This window comes from Aestuariivirga sp. (genome assembly GCF_041738905.1).
Classification (GTDB): domain Bacteria; phylum Pseudomonadota; class Alphaproteobacteria; order Rhizobiales; family Aestuariivirgaceae; genus Aestuariivirga.
On sequence record NZ_JBGSOZ010000111.1, the window covers coordinates 1 to 4,671 of the forward strand.

At 65.0% G+C, this 4,671-nt stretch carries 3 protein-coding genes; all 3 read right to left on the reverse strand.

Going from position 1 to position 4,671, the window contains the following annotated elements; genetic code table 11:
* Positions 1 to 83 precede the first annotated feature (83 nt).
* The gene (locus tag ACEW8Q_RS09465) at positions 84 to 2,084 is read right to left on the reverse strand and encodes a hypothetical protein (RefSeq protein ID WP_373503805.1); all 2,001 of its coding nucleotides are present in this window, start codon (positions 2,082 to 2,084) and stop codon (positions 84 to 86) included.
* Positions 2,081 to 3,592: a hypothetical protein gene (locus ACEW8Q_RS09470; protein ID WP_373503806.1), complete on the reverse strand. Its 1,512-nt coding sequence runs from the start codon at positions 3,590 to 3,592 to the stop codon at positions 2,081 to 2,083. Before ACEW8Q_RS09470 ends, ACEW8Q_RS09465 begins: the two co-directional genes overlap by 4 nt.
* Positions 3,592 to 4,671: hypothetical protein (locus tag ACEW8Q_RS09475; RefSeq protein ID WP_373503807.1), on the reverse strand; the 1,080-nt coding region annotated here is incomplete at its 5' end. The genes ACEW8Q_RS09470 and ACEW8Q_RS09475, both read right to left, overlap by 1 nt.

Genomic DNA, 4,671 nt, shown 5'->3' on the forward strand with positions numbered 1-4,671 from the left:
TCAAGGCGCAGAGTACTATCATTCGGTTCACCCGCTGGGTTCTCCATGATGGCCTCATATGGTTCAGGTTAAACTGCTGATAATTATACCTGAATCGGCGCAATGCCGCCACAAATCAGTATGTCATCTGGCGAATGCGGGTTGAATGGAGTGACGGCGAGGGGGCAGAGGCCGATGTCCCAGTTGCGCGTGGCAAAGACATTGAGGAACTCCTCGTAGTTGCGCACGGGCTCGATCATGTGGATGCGTTCGCCGAACTCGTTCAGCGCGTCAGGCTTGGGAATCGAGCCGAAGAGTTCGAACTCGATCTCCGGATTGCGGCGGAGATAGCGCACCAGTTGCGGCAGGATGATCTCGAAGTCATGGGCGTGGTCGAAGCCCATGTAGCCGACACGGGTGACCGTCCTGCGTTCGGCGCGGCTGAGGATGCGGCCCGAGCAGTAGATCTCGCCATATGTCATTGGCGTGCGATAGGACAGCTGGCGCAGCCGCGCCTTGAGCCTCGCGGTCGAGGCATAGACGAAATCGGCGCCCTTGAGCAGCGTATCGACCGACCGGAGGCGGTTGGGATTGTTGTGGGCGAGGAACTTCTTCTCGCCGATCTCGCGCGGGATGTTCAGCAGGTCGTCATCGATGTGATAGACCAGCGGAACGCCCGCCGAGCGGGCATAGGACACGATACGGTCGGAACAGGGCGCGCTATAGCGGCAGGCCACGATGAGATCGGGCGCGAAGTCCTTGAGGCGCCCCTCGATCCAGTCGCCCATGCGCTGGAGGCGTTGCGCGCTGGTATCGAGCCGGCCATTGTCCCGCAACGGGAACAGTTCGTTTGAATCGACCTCTGTGATCAGGTCGCAGACAATGTCGCCGCGCTCGATCAGCGCCGCCAGAGGCTTCAGGAACGAGAGTTGCAGGGTCGGGATCAAGGCGTTCGCGACCAAGGCGATCCGGCGGGGCGGCTTTGGCTTTTCCGGCGTGCTGGTGATCTCGCCACCGGGCGCCGTGCCGGTGTTGAAGAGCCTTGCGAAACGGCCATAGACGTCGCGGGCGTCGGCCGGCATGGCGAGGCGGCCAAGGAAGCCGCGCTGCCTTGCGATGAAGGTTTCGGGTGAATCCTGGGCTTCGCGCGCGAAGGCGATCCAGTCTTCCAGCCCGCTGATCGGCGTCAGCCCGTCGTAGTTCGAGGCATCCATGATGCCCTGTTCGTCGCGCCACACCGCCACGGGAATGCCGGCGAGCACCATGTCGAGGACGACGGTCGAGGGCGCCGAGATGCCGAAGGCGTAGTCGCGGAGATCGGTCTTGTACATCGGCTGGCTGTTGAGGGCGACGTTGGGCGGCAGGGGCACGTTGTTCTTGATCACGTACATGCCGCCGGGATGCGGCCGCAGGTTCACCGTCTTCCTCTCCCGGGCCTTCTCGGCGCAGAAGCGGTCGAAGTTCTCCATGAATGACTTGCCATGATCGCCCGTGGCCTTGAGACGCGCCGAGTGGAGATTCTCGCAGACAAGTCCGCCCGTGGGCACCTGCATCGAGGCATCGCGGCGCGGCTGGTTGAGCACCATCGGAGGGCCGGAGACATAGAGCTTCGGGCGCTCGCTGGGCGCCAGCGAGGTCAGGGCCGGTGCCTCGCACCAGCCGCAGACGATGTCGGCTGCGAACTTGATGTTGCGGCCATGCGCCACGACGTGCTCGCGGTTCAGCAGGAAGCCCACGCATTCGTAGCCGTGCTGGAGCGTGACCTTGATGAAGCCGGGCGGCGCAACGCGAAACACGTTGTGGGTCTCGGCATGGACGTTAAGGGTGGACTCGCTCGCCGCGACGATAATGCCCTTCATGTTCTGCAGGATGGCAAGCGCGTCGAGAGGGGTCTCGTAAATATGGATTTCGCCGCCGGTGTGTCCGGCGATCTGGCCCATTTCGCGCTGCCACGTTCTCAGATTGTCGCGTTCGAGGAACCTCGTGCTCAGCAGATAGAGGATGCGGCAATCGGTTTCTCGCCCCGCCAGGTAGGCCAGCGGACGGATCACGTTCACGTCCTGCAGGAGGTTCACTAGGAAGACGATGTGGCGGCCGGAGTTCAAGCGGCACCCCGCGCCGCGGCGGCGCTGCTCCAATAGGGCGAGGCCGGTTCGGAGAGAACGACCCTGACACCGGCGCAGAAATGCGACACGAGGCGCGGAAGGTCGGCCAGGTCGGCCTCGTAGTCGGAGAGGAACAGGGCATCGCTGTCTGGAACAAGGCCCGCACCGCGTTCGGTCATGGCGGCCAGTTCGTCGGGCAGCGGCAGGTAATGTGCCTGCCTGCCGTTCGCGGCGATGTTCAGCACTGCCTTCGCCGCCAGATCCGGCTTCAGCATCCGCATGGCGGGTGGCGAGAGCTGCACGCTGGGCCTGCCGGTGCCGGGGGCGAGACAGGGCTTGATGTCATAGTTCAATTCCGGGCCGGCCTTGAACCCGGCGACAGACAGGTAGCCCCGGCGCTGGGCAAACTTGTGAACAGCCGCGATTGATGTCCTGCCATGGAGAATGGCGACGCTGGCATGGCCGGGTACGGCTTGCGGCATCGCGAGGCCCTGCAGGAAAGCTGCGAGACCTGCCGCCTCCGTGCGCGGGCTGGCGCTGGTTTCCATCAAGGAGAGGAACGCGGGAAGGGTTGTCCGCCTGAGCCGCGGCTTGCTTGCAGCAATATCGGCCGCAAGATCCGCAGCACCGCGATAGACGAAATCGCCAAAGGCATCATAGAGCGGGTATCCCGCCGACAGGACTTGCGCGCCGCCGGTGAGCGTGGTGACCGCGCGGTTCAACGACTTCACGATGCTGAAGCGCTGCGCATTGACGGGCAGGAAACAGGCATAGCTCCCGGCGATGAGGCGGTGTTCCGCATCCTCGTTCCATTCCTCGATCCGCCACGGCACGGGAAGCCTGCCCAGCATCTGCAGCCGGTCGATCCCGAGGGCCCGCCGGTTGGTGAGAATGGACAGACGCGGCGACAGGCCGTGCCGTGAGAGATCCGCCAGCATGCCGGCATAGGCGCCGAGATCGCTGAGGCCCACGGCGAAATGCGGATTGTCGCCGATTCCGAACCAGCCGATATCGATGATCCCGGTCGCGCGCACGCGTCTCAGCTTGGCCTCGACCTGCTCCGCGACTCGCTCCGTGTCGAACTCCTTGTAGGGATCGTTCATCATGTGGCAGGGAACATGCGGCACGAGTTCCGCGAGGTTCCGCCGCATCAGCGGGGTCGAGCACAGTGTGAAGCTGAGCGAACCCGAAATGTCGCGCAGCCATTGCCTGAGATGGACGAAGCGGCTGTCGGTCACCTGCGAATAATAGTCGTCAAAGAAGTCGGCGCCGACCTGAACGCCTTGCGCGCGCATCTCCGCGGCGGCGACGATGCCGCGCGCATCGTAGCATTTCGAGATCAGCACCACGTCGCAGTCGGGCTTCGGCCTGAGCTGCAGGTCGTCAATGATCTGCAGGCTGAAGCTGTGCCCCATCGCCTCGAGATGGGCGGCGATGCGCTGGTAGCGGATGCGGACACCGGCGGTCTCGAGATGATTCCCGGTGGGAACGACGACGCAGATGCGCATCAGTGGAGTTCCCGCAGGATCACCAGGGAGCCGAGCACCATCGGCCAGGAGCCGGGCTCTAGAGCAGCGATGCCGGGTGGGTCGGAGGCTTCGCGCGCGGGCAGCGGCCCCAGCACCGTGGCGCGAAGTGCCGTGGTACAGAGATGACGGTAGCCGCCGGCGAGTGCCGCCAGAGAAAAACCGAAGACGTCCGGTGTGCCCGCCGTCTGCTCGAAGCTTGTGGCGGCGGCAAGGCGTGCCGCCTCGTTGCCGAGCAGCACCAGGGCGGGATCGTTGGCGAGCACCGGATAGGTTGCATTGGGCAGCGCGCCGCGCGTGTCGGGCAGCGACACGATCAGGCGGGGCGCAGCGATCAGCGACACATGCGAAGGGAAGTAGCCGCCGGATTCAAAGCCCAGCACCGTGCCCCTCCGCGCACCAACCTCGCGCAGCACGACGCAGCCGGCGGAGGCAGCATTGCCGCCCTTCACCATGCCCGCCAGTGTTTCGAGCGTGCGGGGGTCGTGAAGAATGATGCTCTCGTCTGCCACCAGCGTGCAGGCGCTGGAGGACGCGGCCAGCAGGGTCGCTGCGCCGATGGGGCAGTGGCGGGTGAGAATGTTCACGATGCCACGGCCGGGAACGAGACGGTTCAGAACAGCCTGGACCTCTCCTGGATCGCCACTGCCGCGCAGGACATCCGCGCGGACAAGCCCGATCTCTATGCCGCGCTGCTGGGCCACCGAGCGCAGCAAGGTTTCAAGCCGCTTCGGATCGCCGGTGCGGATGACGAGGTCGATCGATTCGCGGTTGCCGGATGCCGGAAGGATGGAGACCGGCGCATCGGGCGCGATCGGCATGAGGCTAGACGCCCGGTTGGTCTCGGTTGACGCTGGAATGCGGATGGCGAGATGGGGCAGGTTCTTGCCCGCCGGTTCCGAAGCCATGCCTGATCCGGCCAGGGGGCGCAGCATGGGGAAGGCCAGCGGCGCCCATGCGGGCTGGAGCCCCACGAGGGTCTCGCTGTGCTCGGGCATCTGCACGGACAGGCGCGGACGGGCCGACACATTGTCGGCCACGAAGTAACTGCCCGCACGCTC

Coding starts and splice junctions, on each gene's coding strand:
- ACEW8Q_RS09470 (WP_373503806.1), bottom strand. CDS start 3,592: ATGCGCATCTGCGTCGTCGTTCCCACCGGGAATCATCTCGAGACCGCC.